Origin of the sequence: Sulfurimonas sp., from assembly GCF_041583195.1 — a bacterium.
In the GTDB taxonomy this organism is placed as follows: domain Bacteria; phylum Campylobacterota; class Campylobacteria; order Campylobacterales; family Sulfurimonadaceae; genus Sulfurimonas.
Map to the genome: position 1 here is coordinate 55,253 of NZ_JBFHGL010000010.1, position 22,302 is coordinate 77,554.

At 35.5% G+C, this 22,302-nt stretch carries 30 protein-coding genes; 18 read left to right on the forward strand and 12 right to left on the reverse strand.

Features of this window, described 5'->3' with window-relative positions; all coding sequences use genetic code 11:
• From nifT to amrB, 9 genes are all read left to right on the forward strand, one after another.
• Nucleotides 1-210, forward strand: a complete 210-nt coding sequence (nifT, locus tag ABZA65_RS09610; protein WP_373073068.1) for a putative nitrogen fixation protein NifT — start codon at nucleotides 1-3, stop codon at nucleotides 208-210.
• Nucleotides 211-291: 81 nt separating this feature from the next.
• On the forward strand, nucleotides 292-1,815 hold the full coding sequence (locus ABZA65_RS09615; protein ID WP_373073070.1) for a sigma 54-interacting transcriptional regulator: 1,524 nt from the start codon (nucleotides 292-294) through the stop codon (nucleotides 1,813-1,815).
• Nucleotides 1,805-2,341: a hypothetical protein gene (locus tag ABZA65_RS09620; RefSeq protein WP_373073072.1), complete on the forward strand. Its 537-nt coding sequence runs from the start codon at nucleotides 1,805-1,807 to the stop codon at nucleotides 2,339-2,341. The genes ABZA65_RS09615 and ABZA65_RS09620 overlap by 11 nt, the downstream gene beginning before the upstream one ends.
• 144 nt (nucleotides 2,342-2,485) lie before the next feature.
• Nucleotides 2,486-3,307 carry an SIR2 family protein gene (locus ABZA65_RS09625; RefSeq protein WP_373073074.1) on the forward strand — a complete coding sequence of 274 codons (822 nt, stop codon included), beginning with the start codon at nucleotides 2,486-2,488 and terminating at the stop codon, nucleotides 3,305-3,307.
• The gene (clpX, locus tag ABZA65_RS09630) at nucleotides 3,307-4,542 is read left to right on the forward strand and encodes an ATP-dependent Clp protease ATP-binding subunit ClpX (protein WP_373073076.1); all 1,236 of its coding nucleotides are present in this window, start codon (nucleotides 3,307-3,309) and stop codon (nucleotides 4,540-4,542) included. The genes ABZA65_RS09625 and clpX overlap by 1 nt, the downstream gene beginning before the upstream one ends.
• Entirely contained in the window at nucleotides 4,542-4,895 is a 354-nt protein-coding gene (locus tag ABZA65_RS09635) for a hypothetical protein (RefSeq protein ID WP_373073078.1), read from the forward strand. The genes clpX and ABZA65_RS09635 overlap by 1 nt, the downstream gene beginning before the upstream one ends.
• 54 nt (nucleotides 4,896-4,949) lie before the next feature.
• A complete protein-coding gene (amrA, locus tag ABZA65_RS09640; protein WP_373073080.1) occupies nucleotides 4,950-5,522 on the forward strand; it encodes an AmmeMemoRadiSam system protein A in 573 nt (190 codons plus the stop codon).
• The gene (gene amrS / locus ABZA65_RS09645; protein WP_373073082.1) at nucleotides 5,503-6,492 is read left to right on the forward strand and encodes an AmmeMemoRadiSam system radical SAM enzyme; all 990 of its coding nucleotides are present in this window, start codon (nucleotides 5,503-5,505) and stop codon (nucleotides 6,490-6,492) included. The genes amrA and amrS overlap by 20 nt, the downstream gene beginning before the upstream one ends.
• Nucleotides 6,489-7,268: an AmmeMemoRadiSam system protein B gene (gene amrB / locus ABZA65_RS09650; protein WP_373073084.1), complete on the forward strand. Its 780-nt coding sequence runs from the start codon at nucleotides 6,489-6,491 to the stop codon at nucleotides 7,266-7,268. The genes amrS and amrB overlap by 4 nt, the downstream gene beginning before the upstream one ends.
• 2 nt (nucleotides 7,269-7,270) lie before the next feature.
• On the opposite strand, the gene ABZA65_RS09655 is transcribed toward amrB, so the two are convergent.
• From ABZA65_RS09655 to nifB, 7 genes are all read right to left on the reverse strand, one after another.
• The gene (locus ABZA65_RS09655; protein ID WP_373073086.1) at nucleotides 7,271-8,269 is read right to left on the reverse strand and encodes a leucine-rich repeat domain-containing protein; all 999 of its coding nucleotides are present in this window, start codon (nucleotides 8,267-8,269) and stop codon (nucleotides 7,271-7,273) included.
• 4 nt (nucleotides 8,270-8,273) lie between these two features.
• Nucleotides 8,274-8,507, reverse strand: a complete 234-nt coding sequence (locus ABZA65_RS09660) for a hypothetical protein (RefSeq protein WP_373073088.1) — start codon at nucleotides 8,505-8,507, stop codon at nucleotides 8,274-8,276.
• 34 nt (nucleotides 8,508-8,541) lie between these two features.
• Nucleotides 8,542-8,748: a CCE_0567 family metalloprotein gene (locus ABZA65_RS09665; RefSeq protein WP_373073089.1), complete on the reverse strand. Its 207-nt coding sequence runs from the start codon at nucleotides 8,746-8,748 to the stop codon at nucleotides 8,542-8,544.
• A gap of 21 nt (nucleotides 8,749-8,769) precedes the next feature.
• Nucleotides 8,770-9,588: a hypothetical protein gene (locus ABZA65_RS09670; RefSeq protein WP_373073091.1), complete on the reverse strand. Its 819-nt coding sequence runs from the start codon at nucleotides 9,586-9,588 to the stop codon at nucleotides 8,770-8,772.
• Nucleotides 9,579-10,685 (reverse strand): homocitrate synthase, encoded by a 1,107-nt coding sequence (gene nifV / locus ABZA65_RS09675; protein WP_373073093.1) that lies wholly within the window; start codon nucleotides 10,683-10,685, stop codon nucleotides 9,579-9,581. The genes ABZA65_RS09670 and nifV overlap by 10 nt, the downstream gene beginning before the upstream one ends.
• Before the next feature lie 65 nt (nucleotides 10,686-10,750).
• The gene (locus ABZA65_RS09680) at nucleotides 10,751-11,032 is read right to left on the reverse strand and encodes a hypothetical protein (protein WP_373073166.1); all 282 of its coding nucleotides are present in this window, start codon (nucleotides 11,030-11,032) and stop codon (nucleotides 10,751-10,753) included.
• An 18-nt stretch (nucleotides 11,033-11,050) separates the two neighbouring features.
• Entirely contained in the window at nucleotides 11,051-12,508 is a 1,458-nt protein-coding gene (gene nifB, locus ABZA65_RS09685) for a nitrogenase cofactor biosynthesis protein NifB (RefSeq protein WP_373073095.1), read from the reverse strand.
• A gap of 100 nt (nucleotides 12,509-12,608) precedes the next feature.
• On the opposite strand from nifB, the gene ABZA65_RS09690 reads away from it, so the two are divergent.
• Entirely contained in the window at nucleotides 12,609-13,496 is an 888-nt protein-coding gene (locus ABZA65_RS09690; protein ID WP_373073097.1) for a DMT family transporter, read from the forward strand.
• On the opposite strand, the gene ABZA65_RS09695 is transcribed toward ABZA65_RS09690, so the two are convergent.
• From ABZA65_RS09695 to ABZA65_RS09705, 3 genes are all read right to left on the reverse strand, one after another.
• Nucleotides 13,489-13,878, reverse strand: a complete 390-nt coding sequence (locus ABZA65_RS09695; RefSeq protein ID WP_373073099.1) for a hypothetical protein — start codon at nucleotides 13,876-13,878, stop codon at nucleotides 13,489-13,491. The genes ABZA65_RS09690 and ABZA65_RS09695 overlap by 8 nt on opposite strands.
• Nucleotides 13,879-13,967: 89 nt before the next feature.
• A complete protein-coding gene (locus ABZA65_RS09700) occupies nucleotides 13,968-14,348 on the reverse strand; it encodes a 4Fe-4S dicluster domain-containing protein (RefSeq protein ID WP_373073101.1) in 381 nt (126 codons plus the stop codon).
• A 7-nt stretch (nucleotides 14,349-14,355) separates the two neighbouring features.
• Nucleotides 14,356-14,739, reverse strand: a complete 384-nt coding sequence (locus ABZA65_RS09705) for a 4Fe-4S dicluster domain-containing protein (protein WP_373073103.1) — start codon at nucleotides 14,737-14,739, stop codon at nucleotides 14,356-14,358.
• Nucleotides 14,740-14,848: 109 nt separating this feature from the next.
• On the opposite strand from ABZA65_RS09705, the gene ABZA65_RS09710 reads away from it, so the two are divergent.
• From ABZA65_RS09710 to ABZA65_RS09730, 5 genes are read left to right on the forward strand one after another with little or no spacing between them, the layout of a single operon-like run.
• The gene (locus ABZA65_RS09710) at nucleotides 14,849-15,346 is read left to right on the forward strand and encodes a hypothetical protein (RefSeq protein ID WP_373073105.1); all 498 of its coding nucleotides are present in this window, start codon (nucleotides 14,849-14,851) and stop codon (nucleotides 15,344-15,346) included.
• A 3-nt stretch (nucleotides 15,347-15,349) separates the two neighbouring features.
• Nucleotides 15,350-15,784, forward strand: coding sequence for a GNAT family N-acetyltransferase (locus ABZA65_RS09715; RefSeq protein ID WP_373073107.1), 435 nt, complete (start codon nucleotides 15,350-15,352; stop codon nucleotides 15,782-15,784).
• 2 nt (nucleotides 15,785-15,786) lie between these two features.
• Nucleotides 15,787-15,975, forward strand: a complete 189-nt coding sequence (locus tag ABZA65_RS09720) for a hypothetical protein (protein WP_373073109.1) — start codon at nucleotides 15,787-15,789, stop codon at nucleotides 15,973-15,975.
• Between the two features lie 10 nt (nucleotides 15,976-15,985).
• On the forward strand, nucleotides 15,986-16,993 hold the full coding sequence (locus tag ABZA65_RS09725) for an ATP-binding protein (protein WP_373073111.1): 1,008 nt from the start codon (nucleotides 15,986-15,988) through the stop codon (nucleotides 16,991-16,993).
• Nucleotides 16,974-18,194 carry a VWA-like domain-containing protein gene (locus ABZA65_RS09730; RefSeq protein ID WP_373073113.1) on the forward strand — a complete coding sequence of 407 codons (1,221 nt, stop codon included), beginning with the start codon at nucleotides 16,974-16,976 and terminating at the stop codon, nucleotides 18,192-18,194. Before ABZA65_RS09725 ends, ABZA65_RS09730 begins: the two co-directional genes overlap by 20 nt.
• On the opposite strand, the gene ABZA65_RS09735 is transcribed toward ABZA65_RS09730, so the two are convergent.
• Nucleotides 18,189-18,797, reverse strand: a complete 609-nt coding sequence (locus tag ABZA65_RS09735; protein WP_373073115.1) for a BRCT domain-containing protein — start codon at nucleotides 18,795-18,797, stop codon at nucleotides 18,189-18,191. The genes ABZA65_RS09730 and ABZA65_RS09735 overlap by 6 nt on opposite strands.
• A 143-nt stretch (nucleotides 18,798-18,940) precedes the next feature.
• Here ABZA65_RS09735 and ABZA65_RS09740 point away from each other — a divergent pair, with 143 nt between their 5' ends.
• From ABZA65_RS09740 to ABZA65_RS09750, 3 genes are all read left to right on the forward strand, one after another.
• Nucleotides 18,941-19,645: a hypothetical protein gene (locus tag ABZA65_RS09740; RefSeq protein WP_373073117.1), complete on the forward strand. Its 705-nt coding sequence runs from the start codon at nucleotides 18,941-18,943 to the stop codon at nucleotides 19,643-19,645.
• Between the two features lie 291 nt (nucleotides 19,646-19,936).
• Nucleotides 19,937-20,938 carry an ATP-binding protein gene (locus ABZA65_RS09745; protein WP_373073119.1) on the forward strand — a complete coding sequence of 334 codons (1,002 nt, stop codon included), beginning with the start codon at nucleotides 19,937-19,939 and terminating at the stop codon, nucleotides 20,936-20,938.
• A 1-nt stretch (nucleotide 20,939) separates the two neighbouring features.
• Nucleotides 20,940-22,076, forward strand: coding sequence for a VWA-like domain-containing protein (locus tag ABZA65_RS09750; protein ID WP_373073121.1), 1,137 nt, complete (start codon nucleotides 20,940-20,942; stop codon nucleotides 22,074-22,076).
• Here ABZA65_RS09750 and ABZA65_RS09755 read toward each other — a convergent pair.
• A complete protein-coding gene (locus tag ABZA65_RS09755; protein WP_373073123.1) occupies nucleotides 22,073-22,291 on the reverse strand; it encodes a hypothetical protein in 219 nt (72 codons plus the stop codon). The two genes, ABZA65_RS09750 and ABZA65_RS09755, sit on opposite strands and share 4 nt — an antisense overlap.
• Nucleotides 22,292-22,302: the final 11 nt, after the last annotated feature.

Below are 22,302 nucleotides of genomic sequence, written 5' to 3' on the forward strand. Positions count from 1 at the left end.
ATGGCAAAAGTAATGTTAAGAGAAAATAATGGAGAGATCTCTTTCTATGTAGCAAAAAAAGATATGGAAGAGACTATTGAGAGTATAGAGTTTAACACTGATGAAAAATGGGGTGGAGAAGTAGAACTTAGCAATGGTGAGACATGGTGGATTGAACCAGGTCCAAAAAATTTACCTAAAGAAACTGTTTGTAAAAAGATAGCTGATTAATAATTAGTCACATATCTGCTTTTTTTTTATATATATTTGAGTATAATATCATCATATAAATAAAATAAGAAGATATGTAGAATGAATCCACAATGTGATATGTGTTTAACACACAAAGAATTATTAGTTTTATATGATATAGCATCATTAATATCAGATTCTAGAGATATTCAAAAATCTCTAGAGAAATCATTGACTGCGTTAAAAAATGCGCTAAATTTAGGTAATTGTGTCATCTATAAACTAGAAGACGAGAATCTAAGTATTTGTGCATCTACAGGTTTTAGCAAGCATCAAAAAAATATTTCAGAATATAAACTTGGTGAGGGTGCTACTGGTTTAGCTGCCAAGAGTATGGAACCTGTTGTTATCGAAAATATTCATAATGATATTATATTTTTAAACAAATCTGGAAGTAGAAACAGTGATGCTATATCTTACATAGCAGTTCCTCTAATTGCAGAAGATAAAGTTATAGGTGTAATAGGTGCAAATCTTACAAAATCTACACAAATAGATTTTGAAGAGACAGTAAGAATAATGAGTATTATCAGTTCATTATTTGCACAATATATAAATTCTAATATGTCTATTGAGAAAGAAAAAGAAAGGCTTACAGAATTAAAACAGTACTACAAAATGGAATGGGATTCTAAGGTGCATAACTTTGGAGATATTATAGGTGATAGCCCAAAAATGCAAACTGTTTACCAAGTTATAGAACGTATAGCTCAAAGTGAAGTTACGGTTCTTGTTCGTGGTGAAACAGGTACAGGTAAAGAACTTGTTGCAGCTTCTATCCATAAAAGAAGTAAAAGAAGTGATGAACCTTTTATCAAACTAAACTGTGCAGCTATTACAGATACACTTTTAGAGAGTGAACTTTTTGGTCATGAAAAAGGTGCATTTACAGATGCTAAAGAGACTAGAAAAGGTAGGTTTGAGCTGGCTGATGGCGGTACACTTTTCCTAGATGAGATAGGGGACATCTCTGCATCTGCTCAAGTTAAACTTTTACGTGTATTACAAGAGCGTGAGTTTGAGCGTGTAGGTGGTTCTAAAACTATCCGCGTGAATGTTCGTCTGGTTGCTGCGACAAACAGAGATTTGGAGCAAATGGTAAAAGATGGAGAGTTTAGAGAGGATCTATATTACAGACTAAATGTTATACCGATAGATCTTCCGCCACTTCGTGAAAGAGGTGAAGATATAAAACTTTTAGTTAACTTCTTTTTAGAACGTTCAATGCTTAACCATAAAAAAAGAGTAAGCATTACTGATGAAGCTATGCAAAAACTTATGGCTTATCCATGGCCTGGTAATGTGCGTGAACTTGAAAATACGATTGAGCGTATAGTTCTTATGGGTAATGAAGACGGAATCACAGCAAGTGATATGATGCTTCTTTTACCAGCACTTAATAATGAGAAACTGAAAGATGAATACACTCAAATTCCATTAGAGAATAAAACTCTAGATGAATTGGAAAAAGAAGCTATCGTAAATGCTTTAGAAAATAGTGGGGGCAATCAAGCTGAAGCTGCTAAGTCTTTAGGAATTACTCAAAGACAAATAGGATATAAGGTAAAAAAATATGGAATCTAGTATAAAATACAATGACGAAGAATTAGAGCTTTGTGAAGATTTTATAGATGTAGGCTATATGGCTGAAAATATAGAAGTTACAGATGCAAAGGGTGATTCTTTAGAGATTAGAAGAAGTCATCCTGATAAATCTATGACACTTCTTGTATCGTTTCCAAACGACAAAAACGGTTTTATGGATGAGATATTATTAATGGATGAGCTTTTAAGTAAGATACAAGTACCTCTTAATTGCTACTTCATTTTTGATAAAGACTATGAAGTAGATACGGTTTTAAAAAATAGACTTAAAAAATTCACACTTGTTTTAGATTCAGAAGATGAGTTTGGAAATATGTACGGTGCAAAACTAGTTAGTGGTTCATTAGAAGACAAACTGACTAAGTCAATGTTTTTAATCTCTAAAGACGGTGCTATTTTTTACCTTGAGATGCCAAATGATCTAAGTAAACCTTTTGATCTAGATAGACTAAGAGTAGAACTTAACAAAGCTTATACTAGCTACACAGGAACTGGATGCCATTAATATAGGGCATCGTTTCAACCTTTTCTTAAACTTTTCCACCAACTAAATTTCCTTAACAATTTCAAATGTCAAAAATGTGATAAATATATAATAAAAGGAACACTTTGTGTATAAGTTCTAATATATAAATACATTGGACGAATTATGGAAAATATAAAAGAGAAACTACAAGACGGAAGTTTAGTTCCGTTTATAGGTATGGGTGTATTTAAAAATACAACTTCAAAAGATGGCGCTACACTGCCACATGATAGTGATTCGATGATTTTAGCACTTAATAACGGTCGTGCTATGAGTGAAAGACTTATGTATGAATATAGTCGTGCTGCAATGAGTTTGGAGCAAAGAAAGGGTAGAGAGTACATCATTCAGATGACAAACCACATCTACGCATCAAAAGAATACGATATACCATTCGCTTATGAATTTTTTAAAGATATTAAACCAAAGTATATGATAGATACTAATGTTGATGATAGCTCATGTAAAATATATGAAGATGTTGAGCATTTCATGATAACTGGTGTATCGAGAATTACAGCTGATTATGACAGATTTTTAATCTACAAATTTGATCCTTCTACAAAAGAATATACAAGAATAGACAAAGAAGAGTTAAACGATTCACTTCCTATACTTTTCAAACCAATGGGGTGTATGATCCCAGAGATGAACTTCATTATTAGTGATGCAGACTTTGTTGACTGGTTAACAGAAGCGATGGGCGGTTATGCACTTCCTCCATTTTTAAAAGATTATAAAAAAGACAAGTCTTACATGTTCCTGGGTGTTGATTTCTCACGCGATACTTTTAGAATGGTGGCACATGAGATAACACTAGGTTTAGATACTGGTATAATAGTTACGGATAAAGATGAATTAACTAAAAAAGAAAACAAGTTTGTAGACACTCATAATCTTGAAATTGTTAAAGATGAGTGTGATAACTTTTTAAAGAGTTTATAATGAGTAAAGATTTAATTTGTGATTTTTGTGGTAAAGGCGTTAAAGAAGTAGATAAGATTTTCAGTGCTGAGAATGCACATATTTGTAACGAGTGTATAGGTACTTGTTCAGACATAATTCATAAAGAAGAGTTAAAAAAAGAGCGTGCTGAGTTTCAAAGAGGGCTTAGCATACCTACACAGATAAAAGATCACCTTGACAATTATGTAATTGGTCAAGAGGAAGCTAAGAAAGTTTTATCTGTTGCTCTGTACTCACACTATAAGAGAATCGATAAACCTGTATTTAACAATGTAGAGATCGAGAAGAGTAATATTTTACTTGTTGGTCCAACAGGTTCTGGTAAAACACTTTTAGCAAAATCTCTAGCTAAAATTATGGATGTACCTTTCGCAGTTGCAGATGCTACGGCACTTACTGAAGCTGGTTATGTAGGTGAAGATGTTGAGTCTATTTTATCACGTCTTTTAGCTTCTGCTGATTTTGATATTGAGCGTGCTCAAAAAGGTATTATCTACATAGATGAGATCGATAAGATCGCTAATAAAAGCGAGAGTGCGACAAGCGGTAGAGACGTAAGTGGTGAGGGTGTTCAACAAGGTCTTTTAAAAATCTTAGAAGGCGGTGAAGTATATGTACCTGTAAAGGGTAGTAGAAAAAGTTCAGGTGCTGAGACTGTACTTTTTGATACTACACATATTTTATTTATTTGTGGTGGTGCGTTTGTCGGTCTTGTAAAAGATGCGAATGTCGATAAAAAGAAACAGCCTAAAAAGATGGGATTCCTTACTCACAAAGAGGAAGAATTAATCGGAGAAGAGATAGAATCAAAAGATCTTATTAACTTTGGTCTTATTCCTGAATTCATAGGTAGAATCCCTGTTGTAGCAACTCTAAACCAATTATCATTAGATGATCTAATCAAGGTATTAACTGAGCCTAAAAACGCTATTACTAAACAATATCAAGCTCTATTTGAATTAGACGGAATTGAATTAGAATTCAGTGAAGATGCACTTCAAGAGATAGCAAAAATGGCAGAAGAGAAGGGTGTTGGTGCACGTGGTCTTCGTGGTATCATAGAAAAGATTATGTTACCTCTTCAATATGAACTTCCTGCAAAAGAAGATGTAGAGGGTTGTGTTATTACAAAAAGCTTCATCAACGGTGAGAGTGAAATTGAGCTTAAAAAAGCTAAGAAAACTTCTGCTAAAAGCAAGAAGGAGGCAAACTAATGGATGATCAATCAACAGCTTATGAGTGGGCTAAAACTCATAACTTCACTGAAGAAGAGATTCAATATGCTACGATTTTAGCACTTAAGATCTTGGATGATGAGTGTCAGATGGATTATGACAACTATAATTTATTCATGTCTGTGTATGATGGTATAAACGATAAGCCAAATACTCCATTTAACCTAAGTGTCCATAAGATCATAGATCTTGCCCGTGCAAAGGATCCTATAAAAGCTGATCCTATTTATAAAGATGCAATCGGTGAGCTTAGAGTTACTATGATGAAAGATATGCAAAAGCCTATCATGAAGGCATATAAAAATTTAGTATGGGACGTAGTTAGCTGTTAATTATTTGACATACTATAGCTATTAGTTATATAATCTTCTTTTAGGAGTTTATTGATGCTAGATCCTATATTATTAAAAATTGCAAAAACTGCAATACTTAGTAGATTTGATGACAGCTTTGTCATAGATAAAGATCTATTGCTAAAAGAGTATCCATTTTTAAACAAAGACGGTGCATCTTTTGTAACACTAAATTACAATGGTGCTTTACGCGGTTGTATAGGCTCTATAATAGCACATAGAACACTTTTGGATGACATTATAAGCAATGCAAACTCCGCTGCTTTTTCAGATCCTAGATTTTCCCCTTTAAAAACTGACGAACTAGATAAGCTGAACTTGGAAGTATCCGTATTGACCAAGCCAGAACTTTTAAACTATAAAGACTATAATGACTTAAAAGATAAAATAAATGCAGGTACAGACGGACTTATTTTAAAATACGGCTCTTATCAAGGTACATTCTTACCTCAAGTTTGGGAACAGCTACCAGATAAGGAACGTTTTTTAGAACATCTAAGTTACAAAGCAGGCACAAACCCGTCTATTTATGAACATAATCCTGATATTTACGTATATCAGGTCGATGCAATAGAGGAAGATTTCGATGCAGTACTTCCGTTATAAAAATGAAAATGCGATCACTTGTATACTATGCAGACACTATTGTACTTTAAAAGAAAACTCTCATGGTATCTGCGGAATCAACTTTAATGAGAATCAGACACTCGTAAATAAAACATACAATCATCCCTCAGCCGTTCATATAGATCCAATCGAAAAAAAGCCTCTTTACCATTTTTTACCTGCATCAAGTTCTTTGTCTTTAGGTACTGTTGGATGTAACTTCAGGTGCCCGTTTTGTCAGAACTACTCCATATCCCAAACATCTGTAATAGATGAGAATGTAGTGTATACACCTCAAGATATCGTAAGCTTAGCTTTGCAGAATAACTGTAAAAGTATAAGCTATACGTATAATGAACCTACAATTTGGTATCCGTATGCAAAAGATATAGGTATGCTTGCAAAAGAGCATGGTTTGAAAAATGTTTTTGTCTCAAACGGTTATGAGTCACCTGAGACTATAGAAGATATGAACAGTTGGGTAGATGCAATAAATGTAGATCTTAAAAGTTTTTCAAAAGAGTATTATAAAAAGAAACTCAAAGCTGATTTAGACGGCATATTGGATTCTTTAGAGCTGTTTGCAAAAAGTGACATCTGGCTTGAGATCACTACTCTTTTAATACCAGGTGATAATGACAGCGATGAAGAGATAAGAGCTATGGCTGAGTTTGTATCTCAAAAACTAGGGCTTAATATACCTTGGCACTTTAGTGCATTTCATCCTGATTATAAGATGAATAATACTCCTGCTACTTCATTAGAACTTTTAGACAGAGCAAAAAGCATAGCACAAGAGTATGGAATAAAATATATTTATTTAGGTAATGTAAATGTCGATACTAATACTTACTGTAATAAGTGCGGCAGTACATTAATACAAAGGGATTATTTCAATACAAAGGTGTTGTCCATAAAGGATAATGAGTGTACAAAATGTCAAAATAAAATAGACGGAGTATTTGAATGAAAAGAGATATGAGTGTAGCCGGAGCTTTTTATCCCGATAATGAATTTGAAATAAACCAGTACTTGGAGCATTTTAATAAGCTGTGTAGTCTCTTAGATGATATACCAAGTTCAAAAGCTATAATTGTTCCCCATGCCGGGTATATATATTCAGGTTATACAGCAAGTCTTTCTTACAAAGCTTTGAAAAAAAGCGGAGTGAAGAAGTTTGTAGTTATAGGACCTTCACACAGAATCGCTTTTAACGGTATTTCCCTATGTACATACGATAGTTATAAAACACCTCTTGGGGATATATCTTCTAATTCATCTATGGTTGAAAAACTAGGAGAAAAGTTTTCACTAGGGTGTCTAAGTCAGGCTCATATGGAACACTCAACAGAGGTTCAGTTTCCTTTTTTAAGACACTACATTGATGATGTAGAGATCATTGAATTGGTTTATAGCAGTATAGATCCGAGTTTAGTATCAGACATTATAGATTTTGTATATGCAGATGATGATTGGGGAGTTGTAATAAGTACAGATTTGAGCCATTTTTACAATATAAAAGATGCAAATACTCTGGATAGTATATGTGTTGATGCAGTTAAAAATCTAGATATTGACGAGCTTCACAGCGGTTGCGAGGCTTGTGGAATGATCGGTGTTGAAGCTATGCTTATGAGTGCTAAAAAATTAAATTTAAAATCTAAAATCATAGACTACAGAACAAGTGCCGATGCAAGCGGAGACGAGTCAAGAGTTGTCGGTTATATGAGTGCGTGTTTTATATAAAACTATTCTACGTCACAAAACTCTAATGAAGGTAGTTTAGGATTTTCTAGACCATTGTTTTCATCTATATAAAGCGTTTTTAGCTTTTTAAGTTCATAAAAAGATTCAGGGAATTTTTCTATCTCATTCTCATCTATATCAAGCTCAAGAAGATTCTCTAACTTTCCTATACACTCAGGCAGCTCTTTTAAGTTATTAGCGCTTATACTTAGACAGTTTAGCTTAGCTAGTTTACATACACTCTCAGGTAGGTATTCTATATTATTGTTGTCAAGACTTAAAAGCTGTAAGTCTTCTAACTTGCTAAGGTCAAAATCTATCTTACTTAGATGATTATCGTTTAGGTTTAGTTTTATAAGCATATCGTGAGATTCTAAAGATGGCAGGTCTTTTATATGGTTACCCTCTAGTAAAAGTGTTTCAAGCTCATCTATCTCTCCTATAGATTTAGGAAGATACGTAAAATGGTTATATGACAGGTCTAAATAATATAATGAAGCCATTTTATCAAATGCATCTGGTAACTCTTTTAACTCATTTGTATCAAGTGAAAAGTAGAGCAGGTGTGTCAGGTTACCTAGTTTGTCTGAAAGAGATTCTATAGAGTTTGCAGCTATTGTCAAACGTGTCAGTTTCGTAAGCTTATAAAACTCATCAGGTAGTTGTGTTAGTCTATTTCCGTTTAGATTTAAAATAACCAGAGAATCAAGATCACCTATACTTGCCGGAAGTTCCTCTAAAAGGTTGTTCTCACATTGAAGGTTTCTTAGGTTTTTAAGGTTCCCTATATTTGATGGAAGTTTTGTAAGTCTGTTACCTGATAGTTTTAAAACACTAAGGTTTTCTAAGTAACATATAGACTCAGGAAGTTCATGAAGTTTTGACTTTGTTAAGTCCAGTATAGATAGGTTTTTTAATTTATCAATATCTGAAGGTATCTTTGCACTTAGTCCTTTATTTCTCATCCATCTCGAAAAATCTTCTAAATACTTATTTTCCATCTCTTTACCTGTCATTCATTTGATCGATTAAAAAATCTATCTCTTCATAATCTATTTCACCAAATTGTATCATATTAAACAGAGCCATCAAAGGTCTTCTGCAACATGTCTTATTACATTCTGTAACTAATTTTTTGGCTTTTTTATATGGAAGATCAGTCTCTTTTAAAATCTCTACTGCTTGTGAAACTGTCTTAGAGCCGCACTCACATATGATTTTAGTATTTGGATCTTCCATGGAGGTTTCCTCGATGATACTGTAAAGTGTCTTACTATTTTAGAAAGTCGTGTTGAGCTTTAAACTCATTTACATCTTTCATTAGTACTGCAACTTTTTCACTAAGTTCTGGTAGTCTAGTGTAGTCAGTCCATATTGTATCTTCAACTATATCATGAATCTCACCAGCTACTTCAGTAACTTTTCTTTTATAACCTGCAAACTCTTTTTTAATCTCTTTTTGTTCTTCTGTTAATGCCATTGTTTTTCCTTTGTTTTAAATTTAAAATGCATAAACCATTTCCAAGTTTATAAATGGTTTTGAATTTTTGTAATAAAGAGTATACTCTTCACTCAAATCAAATTTGTAAGATGCATACAAATCTGTGATCTCATCTACATCACTAGGTATAAAAGCATATATCTTTTTTAGACCACGGTGATATATAATACCCCTGATCATCTTTTCAGCCTCACTAAAAGCAGCGTCTTTCATGACCCATGGAGATATTTTGACTAATGATTTATTTATAGCGTATGAGTGCTGGTAACCATAGTCATTTGCTAAAACAAGTGATGACTGTTTTAAGAGTACATCTTTAGTGTAGCTCATTCTGTTTGTATTAAATGCTATTTTGTCTATATTGATCATAATAGGTATATAGTTCTCTGTAGTTATACTTTTTGAAGTTGCATTTGTAAAGTTAAAAGCAACACCGCCACCACTATAGTAAGCACGTTTAAACTTAGCAAATTCGTTAAATTTGAACGACGAGAAAAGACCTCTTTCATCTTTCTTTGCCATGATCATGATCGGTTTTTCATCTTCGTTTATATTATCAAGCAGAAGTTTTAAAAGTCTCTTTTTAACATCGTTGGTTATATCTGCTGTATAGAAGAAGTTGTTTATTAAAAAACTCTCCCCCTGATCATAAGCAGATATAAATGCTACAAGATTGTTTTCATCATTATATGCACCAAAACATAAAGAAGAATTGTCTAAATATGTTTTTTGAATAAGAGACTTGTCTATTGCCATAGACTCCTCAATCTTATTCAGATCAGCTTCAAAACTTTTTTTTCTAATCCATCCTATGAACATAGATACAACTCTTTTAACTCTTGAGGATCAAGAACTTTTTTTCTGTTTGTAACTATCTCTCTAACTACAGGAAGTATGTTTTGTACCTTCTCTGCTATCGGTTTTATACCGCTCTCGTTTAGGTGATATAAAAGTGTAGAAGTTCCTGAGTGTTTTCCAATTGGGAAAAATCTCTGAAGTCCTACACCTTCTGGCTCAAATGCTTCGTAAGAGCTTGGATTTTTAATCATACCGTTTACATGAATACCTGATTCATGAGAAAAGATATTTGCACCTACAATAGGGCGTGATGCACTTATAGGTCTATTTGCAGCTAATGCTACGCTGTGAACCAGTTCATGAAGTTTAGCCGCATTTATTTCACGAGATTCTTTAAACTGATATTTAAGGCTCATAAGAACTTGTTCAAAAGAAGCATTACCCGCACGCTCACCAAGACCAATTACGGTTGTGTTTGCACTGATCGCTCCAGCTTCTATACCAGCTATAGAATTAGCAGTAGCCATACCGAAGTCGTTGTGTGTATGCATCTCTATATCTAAGCTGTTGTTTTGGCATAGATAAGATATATTCTCATACGTTTGATTAGGAGTTAAAATACCGATAGTGTCACAGTATCTAAATCTGTCAGCACCTAAAGACTGTGCATATCCCATTAACTCTTTTAAAAAGTCATTATCTGCACGGCTTGAATCTTCACCGCCTACACAAACAAACAGACCCTCTTTTTTAGCTGCACCTACAACCTCTTCAAGGTTTCTGAAAAGTCTGTCTTTGTCACCGCCGAACTTTACATCTATAAGTGTTTGTGAAACAGGGATAGAAAGGTCAACTGCTTTTATACCAGTCTCTAACGAAGCTTCTAAGTCTTTCATAGTAGCACGGTTCCAGCTCATGATCTGAATAGGAAGGTTAAGTGCAAGTATCTCTCTTAGATCGTCTTGCTCTTTTGAACCCATAGCAGGTATTCCTACTTCAAGTTCATCTGCGCCTGCTTCATATAGAAGTTTAGCTATATTTACTTTCTCTTGCGTATTAAAAGCAACGTATGGAGCTTGTTCACCATCACGAAGAGTTGTGTCATTAATTATAGCCATATAAACTCCTTTTGAAGTATAATTATTATACTAGTATTCATAAAGTGTTCCACTATATCTGTTGCTTATATTTCAAGCAATGACTGTGCTTTTATCTTTTCTTTGTCTTCTTCGTTTAAACCATCATAAGCATATACATAGCACATGTTTTCAGGTTTTATCTTCTTTGTTGTAGACCAAAATGTATCTATGTCTTTTATAATAGTGACATTTTCAGCACGTAGAGATTTTAATGGAAAACCTATAGCTCCATGAGAAGTCGTAACAGCGTATAGCTCCATAAGCTCATTGTTTATAGATATAGGTCCATATCCGTTTAGTAGTATTATTTTTGGATTATTTTGCATTGTAGGCAAGGGTAGGGATTAACCTACCTCTTGTATTTCTTCTGAAAAGTGTTTTTTAACTGCTTCAAAAGCTGATTTTTCGATTGGCTCGTTAGCGTATGTATCATCACAAACAAGACCGATCTCATTTAAGTCGTTCATTGGGCACTCACCGATTTTTGCAGTAAGTAAAAGATCAACATCTTTAAGTGTAGTTTTGATCTCTTCAATTGGGTTATAGTCTTCACCCATATCAGCACCAGAGTAAGAACTCTCGATTTTTCTGTGCATTACAAATTTGATAGCTTTGTCACCAACTTCGTAGATTAAGAACTCTTGAGCTGAACCAAAGTGCATGTTGATCATACCTTCACCGCTAGTAGTAACAGCTACAAGTTTAGTCTCACCAGTTGAACTTAACTGCTCTTTAGAAGCTTGCTCAATTTTAATACGTTGATTTGCAGCTTCAAGGTGTGTACGCCAGTTCTCAATTGCTTGGTGTTTTTGAGCACGTGCAGAGATATTGTATTTGTCTTCTAAAGCTTCGAAGCTCATACCAACAAAGATCTCTTTACCAAACTCGTCACCTCTGTCTTCACCGATTAGACCAACAGCATCCGCACGACATTGACGACAGTGGCTCATTAGTTTCATATCCATACCACAAGCTTCTTGAACTGCCATAGTCTCTTGGTCAGTTGCACTTGGAACACCGTCTAGTCCAAATTTAGTACCAAATTCAGGAGAAGAAAGTAAAGGCATGATGTTGTGTAAGAACACGTTCATCTCTTTAAGTTTCTTAGCAACATTTGGAAGATCTTTATCATTAACACCAGGAATTAAAACTGAGTTAGCTTTTACAAGAATTCCTCTCTCAGTTAACATTTTTATACCTTCAAGTTGTCTCTCTAAAAGTATTTTAGCACCTTCAGCACCCCAAACTTTTTTGTGGTTCCAGTGTACCCATGGGTAGATTTGGCTACCGATCTCACCAGTAGGATCTACAGTGTTTATAGTTACAGTAACGTGATCAACATTGTATTTTTCTATCTCATCTATATAGTCAGCTATTCTAAGACCGTTAGTAGAAAGACATAGTTTTAAATCTGGTGCTTTTTCTTGAAGCATTCTAAATGTGTCGAAAGTCTTTTTAGGGTTAGCTAACGCATCACCTGGACCTGCAACACCTACAACTGAAAGTTGTTGAATCTCACCACCAACATATAAAACTTTTTTAACAGCTTCTTCAGCAGTTAATTTACCACTTGTCACACCAGGACGTGACTCGTTTGAACAATCATATTTTCTATTACAATAGTTACATTGTATATTACACGCAGGAGCAACTGCTACGTGAATTCTTGCGTAGTGCTGGTGTGCACCTTCGCTGTAACATGGGTGAGCATTGATTTTTTCTTTTATTGCCATAGCTTCCGGATTGTTTGGATCAAAACCTGAATCACTGTGCGTACCGCATCCACCTGTTGAACAACTCATAAAAAATCCTTTAATTAATTTCTTGCAAAACTATGTTTCATAAAGTGTTCCTTTCAAAAAAGGTATATAATTCGTTTTATATTTTCTAGTGAGGAAAAAATTGCAAAGACATATTGACAACAATGTATATATCTATCTTGTTTTAGCGATGTTTTTTTGGGGTGTTGCATGGCCATCATCAAAAATACTGACAGAGTACACAGACAGCTATACACTTACGTTCTGGAAATTTTTATTAAGCTCGTTGTCTCTAATACCTATGTTGTATTTCTCAAATCAAAAACTTGTTTTTTCAAAAAAGATTTTTAAATATCTCTCCCTCTCTGTCATTGTTCTTATAGTCTATAATCTTTTATTTTTTCTGGGACTTGAAGTTGGATATGCAGGTTTTGGAGGAATGCTTGTTACAGGTTCTAACCCAATATTTACATTTTTGATCATTGCTATTATCGAAAAGGTAGATATACCACGTGAAAAAAAGATACCTTTGGGAATAGGAATCATAGGTACAATGATCATGCTTGATCTGTATAACAATTCTGTGAGTGATTTGATGAAAGAGGGCAATATCCTTTTTTTACTAGCATCAATTGCATGGAGTTTTCTTACAATACTTAGTGCAAGATCAAGAAAATATGCAGGGACTTTGGTATTTACTTTTTATCTCTACATTGCATCTTCGTTAACGTCATACATTCTTTTCGTACCAAACGAAAAAGTGGTTGAGATTTTTGAGTTTGATTATATTTTTTGGATCAACCTTCTGTTTACAACTGTGGTATCAACAGGAATTGCAACTACCTTTTACTTTAAAGCAAGTACGATCATAGGTGCAAATCAGGCATCGTCGTTTATATTTTTAGTACCGCTTGTTGCAATGGGAAGCTCGAACATTATATATGCGGAAGTACCGAGTATATCTACGCTCGTAGGTGGAGCGCTTTTAATATACACGGTGTTTAAGTTAAATAAAAAAGTTGCTAAATAAACTGTGCAGATACTTCTCTAAGTATCGCATCTGCGTTTGAAGCATCACCAGTATACTTGATGATCTTTACATTATGATCGTTCATAGTGTTAGCCGTGTTTTTACATGCACGTGTAACTACAATATAGTCACATTCATCTAAAACTACACCCATTTTGTTATGTTGTGCAATATGCTCTGCATCATTGTCGCCATCGTGAGCACATGTGTGATCTTCATCTTCAAAATCTACATCTGTTCTTGGATTGTTTTTGATAGTATCTAGTTTAAATGAACGGAACATTCCGCTTCCAACCATATCGTAAATAGCAAATTTCGGAGTATGTCCGGCATTTCCTACAAAAGTCAGACTTTCGTCTTTTACAGGGATAGCAATTTTCATATTTGTACCTTAATGATTATTTTGTAAAATTGTAGCGAAAAATAGTATATAGAAAGTTTATAATAAATATAAAACTAGATTATCTAGTTTTATATCTGTACTGCCATTAGAGCTTCTCTGTCTGCAACAGTGATGCTTTCTCTAAATGGTCTTGGTTGAGCTTCTGGAGATAGAAGACCTTTTTTCTTGTGTTCACGAATTTTGTACTTACCATCTTCCTGACCCTGAAGATAGTAATCGTTAAACTCTGCAGTATAAGGCATGTCCCAAACGATACAACCCTCTGTCGGACACACATCCGCACATTTTGGAACTGTTGTATCTACACACTCTATACATTTTTCAGGTTTAACATACGTGAACTCTCCATCAGCAAGTGGAGATTCGTCCGCACTAACTATTGCCGTAGCTGGACACTCGTCAATACAAGCGTCACAGTTTATACAGCTATCAGTAATATATACAGACATCTTCTGATTACCAATTACCTATTGTAGCGTGAGATTCACGATCGCTCATATCAATGCTATCGATAAATGGCATCTCTTTAACTTCTGGAAGCATAAGACCTTTTTTCTTGTGTTCACGAATTTTGTAAGTACCAGCTTCGTTACCTTCTTTATAGTACTCGTTGAAATCCATAGTATATGGCATATCCCAAACGATAGCTCCCTCAGTTGGACAAGCTTCAACACATCTTGGCTCATCAGCGTGACCAACACACTCAACACAGCTTTCAGGTTTTACATAAAAAACATCACTTGGGTTTTTTTCATTTCCATCTTCTAAAATTGCCGCAACCGGACATTCTTGTGCACATGCATCACATGAGATACATTCATCAGTAATTTTAACTGCCATATTAATTCCTTCATATATAAGTTTAAATCTATTTATACATATATCGTTCCTTGCAAAGGTACGTAATCTGTATATATTTAAAGTAAATATATTTTTATAAAGGTTTGTGATGGAAGTTATCTATAATGGAAATGCAGTCGAGTTACAAAAGAAAGAGAGAAAAGTTGGCGGTGAAGCACCAGCTGTAAAAGTTAAGATGATAAGCGGAGAACAAAAAGTGATCGGTATGATGGCTGACAAAGTTCAGGTTATGATCACTCTTCCGTACGGAAACTCTTTTTCTAAAGAGCTTTACAGCATCGTAAACAAACACAAAGAGAAAGCTAACATATACTTTTTCTCTCCAGAAGCATTTACAAGAGAAGTTGATGATGGTTTCGCAACTATAGACTTTGAAGGTTTTTGTAGCAAGTTCGGCGTACTTATAGACTCTAGCGTTTGTGCAAAATCTGCTTTCATTATAGACAAAGAGGGTGAGATCGTATACATTCAAATACCAAAAGATCTGGATGATGAGTTTAATCTTGATGAGTTAGACACACAGATCCAAGCTGCGATCGACTTTAAACGCAAAGGTCACACTCACGAGAACTGGATGGGCGTATAGTCAATGGTAAGACTTGCTACTTTAGATGATATAGATGTTTTAAACAAACTTCTAAAATCTCTGTTTACTCAAGAGGCTGAATTTAAAGTAGACGTTAAAAAACAGACTAAAGCGCTAAAGAAGATCATAAAGTCAAAAAGCATAGGTGACATTTTTGTAGTAGAGAAAAAGGGCAAGGTTGTAGGTATGGTAAACATACTCTACACTTATTCAACTGCTCTTGGCAAAAAGGTAGCAATACTTGAAGATATGGTTGTTTTAAAAAAATACAGAAAAAACGGTATGGGCACAAAGCTTTTAAAAAAGGTTTTGAAAATACTTAATGACAGCGGAGTTGAGAGAGTTACACTTTTGACTGACTTTGACAATGTTGATGCACACAGATTTTACAAAAAAGAGGGCTTTAAAAAGTCCAGTATGGTTGTATATAGGAGATAAATATGGGATTAGTAGAAGATAAAATAAAAGCAGATCTGCTTCAAAGCGTATATGCAGACAGTATAGGTATTTATGAGTTTATAGATTCAAGGTTTGCACTTGATGAGCCTACACGTGATGATGTGATCAAAAAGATAAACACGCTAAACGATGATCTTGCAAAGATACTAAAAGAAGTAAAACTAAGCTAAGGAAAGCTAAATGATAACACCTGCGATCGGTACAACAGAGTTATACAAACAACTAGAGATTTTAATAAAAACAGATACACCAGTATTTATTCACGGAAGTCCGGGAATAGGGAAGTCGTACATTGTAAACGACATAGCAGGTAAAAATAACTTGGAGATTGTAGACGTTAGGCTTTCTCAACTTGACGCGGTTGATCTTAGGGGTATTCCTACTATTTCTAATGAGCAGACAAAATGGATGCCGCCCGTTTTCCTACCGACAGATCCTGACTCTGAAGGTATACTGTTTTTAGATGAGCTTAACTCTGCTCCGCTTTCAGTTCAGGCTGCGATCTACCAACTCGTACTTGATAGAAAGATAGGCGAGTACACTATGCCAAAAGGTTGGCGCATAGTATGTGCAGGTAACAAGATAGACGACAAGGGGATCGTTTTTAAACTTCCTTCACCGCTGATCAACAGAATGGTGCACATAGTTCTTGAAGCAAGATACGATGACTTTAAAGCGTGGGCTATTAAAAACTCTATACATCCTTTCATCATCGGTTTTCTTGGATTTCGTCCTGACTTATTAAGCAGCGAAGTACCAGCTTCTAGCGAGACAAATCCTGCTTTTTGTACACCTCGTGCGTGGAATATGCTCTCAAACATCATTGATTCAACTAACGAGATCAACACTATTCACCCTGTGGTTTACGGAACTGTAGGTTATGGTGCAGGGATCGAGTTTATATCTTTTGTAAAGGTGTATAAAACACTTCCTGACATAGATGCTATTTTAAGCGGAGAGAGCCAAAGCGTGCCTGAAGAGCCTAGTGCGCTTTACGCTCTTTGTGCAGCGATCATAGAGAAGTATGAAAACTCGGCTCAGGCAAAAAACCTTTTTGCATACTCAAAAGAACTGCCTGTTGAATTTGCTGTAATGCTGATTAAAGACTTGATATTAAAAGATGAGTCGATCGCAGAGTTAGACGAGTTTGAAGAGTGGTTAGAGAAGTATGGCGAATACATCGTTTGATGATATTTTTCAAAAGGTTAGAATTAACTTTTTGTTTAACCATCCTTTTTTATCTGTTCTAGCACTCTCACTTGACACAAACTTTACAGAGAATGAAAATAGTGCGTTTGAGACAAACGGCTACAAGATAGATATAGACTTAGAGAAACTAAAAAACTACTCAGAAGATGAACTTACATATTTGTACGCGCATACACTTTTGCACATAGTTTTAAAACACCCATACAGACAAAAGACAAGAGATCCTTACATTTGGAATCAGGCTTGCGACATAGTGATCAACAACATTCTAAGCAGTTTTAAAAACATAGGTCAGATGCCGAGTGACGAACTTGTAGATGAAGATCTAAAAGACAAATGTGTCGAAGAGGTTTACGAGGTTCTTTATAAGGAAGAAGAAAAAGACAATGATGGCGGTGATGGGGAAGATGAAGAGAGTGAAGTAAAAGTAACGCCAGACGAGAGAGGTGATCTTAAAGCTCACCAGTATGATGAGTCAAAGCTCGATCTTCAAGAAGTGGAAGATGAAAACACTTCAAGCGGTGAGAGGGAAAAACTGGATGGGATCATCATTCAGGCACTCTCGATTGCTAAAAAAAGTGCAAACCATTACTCAGGTCTGAGCATAGAGATCGACACTCTGATCAAACCTGAGATCAACCTGCAAGATGCACTGAAAGAGTTTTTGATATCTTCGTTGTTTGAAAAACAGAGCACCTACTCAAGACCAAACAGACGTTTTGTGCACTCTGGGCTTTACCTGCCGGGTAACCAAAAAAGCGATGAGTTTTTAGATGTCTACATAGCGCTTGACAGCTCGTCCAGTGTAACGCTTGATGAATACAAAAAGTTCCTTGGTGTAGTGGCTGATGTGTGCGAAGGTTTTTATGAGTACTCGGTAAAAGTTTTGCCGTTTGATATAAAGGTAAAAGAGGAGCATATAGTCGAGTTTAACTCATTTAGCACTTTAAAAGAGAAAGACTTTTTTATACCCAAAAGCGATGGCGGTACGAACTTTGACGAGGTTCTGCGTTATCTAAAACAAACAGATGTAAGAGCTGAGAATTTATTAATGGTTTTGACTGACGGCGAATTTGAGATCAGCGAGTCTATGGTTTGCAAGACCCTTTTTATAATCAACGATAAAAAGAATCTAACTAAATTTGAATCTATTGGCAGGGTAATGGAGTTTACATTATAATTTAGCTTCATTTATCCAATGTTCTTCAGTGATTATTATTAATGGGACACCGTTATCTCGATAATCCATTGCTTTTTCGATTTTTCGACCAAAACTTTCGTGAGCCCAGCTATCAGTAACATATGTTCCTAAAATAAGATAGTTTAAGGTTTTAGTCACTCCTTTAGCATTTATGCCACCTAATGATTCAATGGCTTCTTGGCATTGTTTACGTGTACCATATGCACATGTCCCAGTAAACAGAAATGATGCACCTTCAAAAGCTACTTGAGGCATAGGATTATTGATTGGTAAAGAAGTAGTTTTGAATGATTCACCTAGTTCTGACTTCTCACCAGAAATTAATTGAAGAATACCAAGTAATTCAGTTGATTCTTCAGAATCCAAGATTCCGTCTTCGAGCATAGAATCAACTTTTTCAAGAAGATTATGTATTATTGGATTATCTGTAGTATTACGATTTTGTACTAACCATGAAAGCAAGAACTCAGCTTCACTCTGATTAACTTTTCCGTCAGCAATTAAACCTTTGCTTAAACCAACTAAGGTATCAATCTGACGATCCTGAATATCTTTTCGATTAAACTTCGTGAATATTTCCATATTTTCTCCATTAGTTATTAGTCTAACTATATAGGAAATATTATATATAGCTAAACTTTGAATAATCTAAATACATAAAAACAAAATTAGTTAATTTAAATGATTGTGTTGTGATTTGGCACAAAAGATGTAAATATTATTTTATGGAAGAATTATTTAGTCTAAAGTACAAAGATGAAGTTGAAAAACTAAAAGATGAAGACAACTTTGAATCTCTTGGTGATGAACGCTACATAAACCACGAAGATTTTGAAGCCAGACTTTACTGGGCGTTTTGCAGATCCTCAGGCTCTGTAGAGGCTCAGATCCAAGATGAGCATCCTTTAGTGTCGATCATGGCATTTAACCACTCAAAGCTTGGTGCACTTAAACGTTTTACTCTGCTTCATAAAGATGTAGTTGGGGATGATGAGCTGAGAAAGAAGATCAGAAACAGAAGCCGTATGCTGTTTCGCGATCTTGTTGACAACGACTTTTCTGAGCTTAACAAAGTTCTTGAGTTAGTACCCATGTACATTGACGTAGCAGTAGATCAGCTGATAAACGGTAGAAAATGGAATGAAATAGTAGCAGATCCCATAGAGGCAACAGAGTTTTTAAAAACGGCAAAAGACTATATAGATGAGAGCTTTTTGGAAGCGTTTTATTTGAAGCTTCAAGACTTTGAAGAGTTCGAGTTAGATGATATGAAAAGCTTTTTAGAAGAGCTGTTAGAGAAAAAAGAGCAGGTGTCTAAACTGATCTTAGAATATTATGCAGAGAAAGTAGAGGAGTGGCTTGAAGACAGCGGACTTCATATACTTCAGCAAAAAAGAATAGAGCAGCTTTCAAAAAAACTCTTAACTTAAATTTTTGAACTAATTAAGAGACAAATAAGTGTTTTAGTTAAATCGGACTAAAATACTCCTAATTTTACGAAAGGAGGAATTGCTTATGAGCCAGATAATTAAAACGATGAAAGAGAACAGATATGATTTACTCATAACAATCTCTCTTCAGGCTGCAATTATAATTGGATCTGTCGTAATAACTACTACTTTAATCGCATAAGTATCGCAAAAGCGATGCTTATCAACCACAATTTTTTAAAAGGTATGGTTCTTGTAACTACACTCCCAATATAACTAGGGAGTTTTTGTATGAATCCACAAAGTGCCAAAAGAGCCATATCTCATCTTGTAGAAAGAAAGGTGCCAATCTTCTTATGGGGACCTCCGGGAATCGGTAAGAGTTCTATTGTAAAGCAGATCGCAAATGAAAGCGATGTTGAGTACATAGATCTAAGGCTTTCACTACTTGATCCTACAGACTTAAGAGGTATTCCGTTTTTTGATGCAAAGAACGACAAAGCTATCTGGGCACCTGCTTCATTTTTACCTGAGGACAAAGGCTCTAAAGGTATTTTATTTTTAGATGAGCTAAACACTGCCGCACCTATGGTTCAGGCTTCTGCATACCAGCTGATCCTTGATCGTAAAATTGGTGAATATGAGCTACCTGAAGGCTGGGCGATCGTAGCAGCGGGTAACCGTGAGAGTGATCGCGGTGTTGTGTTTCGTATGGCAGCTCCGCTTGCAAACAGATTTGTACACTTAGATATGGAAGTAAGCCTTCCTGATTGGCAGGAGTGGGCTAAGGCTTCAGACATCGATCAGTCTATCATAGCGTTTAGTTCGTACAGACCAGACGCGCTTTTTTCTTTCAGCGCACAAAATGACTCAAAAGCATTTGCAACACCAAGAACATGGGAGTATGTAAACGAGATCATTAAAAGTGAGCCTGAAGACGATCTTTTAATGGATCTGATCAAAGGTGCGATCGGTGAAGAACTTGCAGCTTCATTTTTAGGTTTTAGAAGTGTAGCTTCATCACTTCCAAACATAGATGACATACTCTCAGGTGAGTCTAACAAAGTTCCAGAAGAAACGGCAGCTCTACATATACTTTGTACATCACTTACTATGCGTATAAACGACGAAACAAGAGCCGCAGAGCTAGACAACCTTTTAAGATACACCCTGAATCTTCCAGGCGAGTTTGCCGTGATGATCGTTCAAGATCTAAGACAAAGAGATATAGGGTTAGACTACATTAAAAGCTGGCCTTTATGGATCAAACAATTTAACTCTTTAATGAAGTAGTATGGACGCATATACACTCCTAACAAAAGCAAAGAGTCAGCTTACTGCCAAACATCCGTACTTTGGTATGCTCGCTTCAAGGCTGAAGCACGAAGAAAACCAGAAGATAGACTCTTATGCAAGTAACGGTGTTCGCTTTATATACAACCCTGAGTATATACTAGAGCGTTCTATGGATGAGCTGTTTTTCATACTCACTAACTGTGTAATGCACCATGTACTCTCACACTCTGCAAGAAAGCTTGATAGAAAAGGTGCTCTTTGGCAATTAGCCACAGACTTTGCGATCAACAACATGCTTAAAAAGAACAAGTTTAAGATCCCAGATGGTGCAAACTATAACAATGAGTTTAGAAATATGTACTCAGAAGAGATCTACGATGTTTTAAAAGAACAGATTCAAGAATCTTCAGGCAAAAACTCTTATGACGATGCAGAACTGCTTTCAAGTTTCATAAAAGACAAGGGCGGCGACAGCTCCATATTTCAAAAAGTACAAAAGATGGCAGTTGAAAAAATCGAAGATGAGTGGGACTACGCAGCAAGTCTTGCAAAAGAGGTAGCCAACAAAAAAAGTTCAACTCCGCTTGGACTTGAGCGCTTTGCAAAAAAGGCAAAAACAAACGACATAGACTGGAAGTTTGAGCTTTACAATGCGATCAACCGCCACATGAGAAACAACTACGCTTTTATGCCTCCAAACAAGAAGCACCTTTACCGCGGTGTAGCTCTTCCTTCACTTGCTAGTGACACACTCTCGCTGATCGTTGCGATCGATACATCCGGCTCGATTCGTGAAGATGTTTTGGGCGCGTTTATAGCTGAGTTCAAGTCAATCATGCAAAACTTCCCATCAGTTGCAATAGAGCTTCTGATCGCTGATGCAAAAGTGCATTCACACTATACTTTTATAGGTGGGGATGATATGGACTTTGCTTTAAAAGGGGGAGGTGGGACTGATTATAGACCCGTGTTTGATTATGTAGAACAAAACCTGCCTATGAGTTCTATGCTTTTGTATTTTACAGACGGTGATGGGATCTTCCCACGCATACCGCCTCCGTATGAAGTTTTATGGGCGCTTTCTCAAAACAAGAACAAAGTCCCATTTGGCAGAAAGCTACAGATCTTTGCTTAGACGATAGTATCTACGTCAATGTCGTAGTAATCTTCTATGCTGCTGTATTTTAAGTCTTCATACTCAGGTGCTACAACTTCGTAGTTGTACTTTACGACCTCTTTTTTGAGGCTTACTTTTGTAAAGTCAAGCTCTTTTAGCTGTGGAAACTTCTCTACAACATCTGCTACTTTTAGATCTACATTGAAATCATCTGGGTTAAACGGTTTTTTCATACTTTATTCCT